This is a genomic window from Endozoicomonas sp. ONNA1, assembly GCF_024606325.1.
Classification (GTDB): domain Bacteria; phylum Pseudomonadota; class Gammaproteobacteria; order Pseudomonadales; family Endozoicomonadaceae; genus Endozoicomonas_A.
This window is the reverse complement of record NZ_JAHHPN010000736.1, coordinates 1-1,046: the sequence shown is the minus strand read 5'-3', so window position 1 is coordinate 1,046 and position 1,046 is coordinate 1. Positions and strand designations below refer to the sequence as shown.

General features: G+C 55.4%; 1 protein-coding gene. It reads left to right on the top strand.

Going from position 1 to position 1,046, the window contains the following annotated elements:
• Positions 1–127: 127 nt before the first annotated feature.
• On the top strand, positions 128–1,046 hold a 919-nt coding region (locus tag KDK19_RS17610; RefSeq protein WP_257292484.1), incomplete at its 3' end, for a CyaA/EF/ExoY family adenylyl cyclase toxin.

Here is a 1,046-nt window from a genome sequence, read left to right as displayed (position 1 = left end):
CCATTTTGTTGCGGAGTCACTGACGGCCCTGATGCAAAACCGGATTTTACCTCCGGCTTCAGCCTCAGCTTTGAATACGCTGCTTTACAGACAACCTCCTGGCAATGACTTGCCGGACGATCGTCGTATGGCTCTGTATCAAGGCTGGAACCATCGTTTTCAAGTGATTGCAACGGCCATCAAACAGCAACAGGAAATGGCTGATTTACAAATCAGCCTGGCCAAGGCTGATGGTTGGGATTACAGCGGCGAGCGCGAGGTACGGGTGAATGGTGCAGGCCAATGGTTTCAGTTGACCCGTACCCGATATTTTACGCTGCTCCAGGATTACCCGACAGGTGCCATCCTGGAATTCTCACGTCATGACCCGATAGCAGAAAGCCTCCGGCAAAGTGACAGACAGCGTCGCAGTCCCGATGAGTCGGCCCCCTCGAAAGTGCAGCCCGTCTCTCTGGAACAGTGGGCGGGAAATCTGCTCCAGGGTGACCAGGCTTTTGCGGCTTCTGGTGTACCGCAGGCCCTTTGGCAAGGATTCAGGGAGATAGCCCGTAAAAACCAGGCACTGATTGCCACCCGACCCATTAACCCGGACGCGTCCGACCTGCTCAATCATGGTTTGGGCAAGGGTATAAAAATTGCCACAAAAGGTTTAAGCGTGAAGGGCAAAAGTGCGGACTGGGGCATACAGGCGGGCCTGATTCCTTTTGATTCCGCGTTGTCCAAGGTCTTTGGAAAAGACGGCCTGGAACACTGGTCGCATATTGAAAAGGGGAACAGCCAGAATGTCCATTCATCCCGCCTGCCGGGAATGGCGGCCGTTCAGCTGCAAATGGACTGGAGCGCCATTGAGCGCCGACTGGCACAGGGAAAGCTGGGCTCGCTGACAGCTCTGGAGGATGGCAGCTATCTGGCAACGGTGACTCGCGCCATTGAATCCAGCGATGGCAGGGCCGGTGAGCGCCCGGTGCTGTTCCAGTATCGTTTGACCCGGCAGTCCAATTCCCTCTGGAGTGTCGAGTATAAAAGTGAAGCGTCTGGCATTAAGC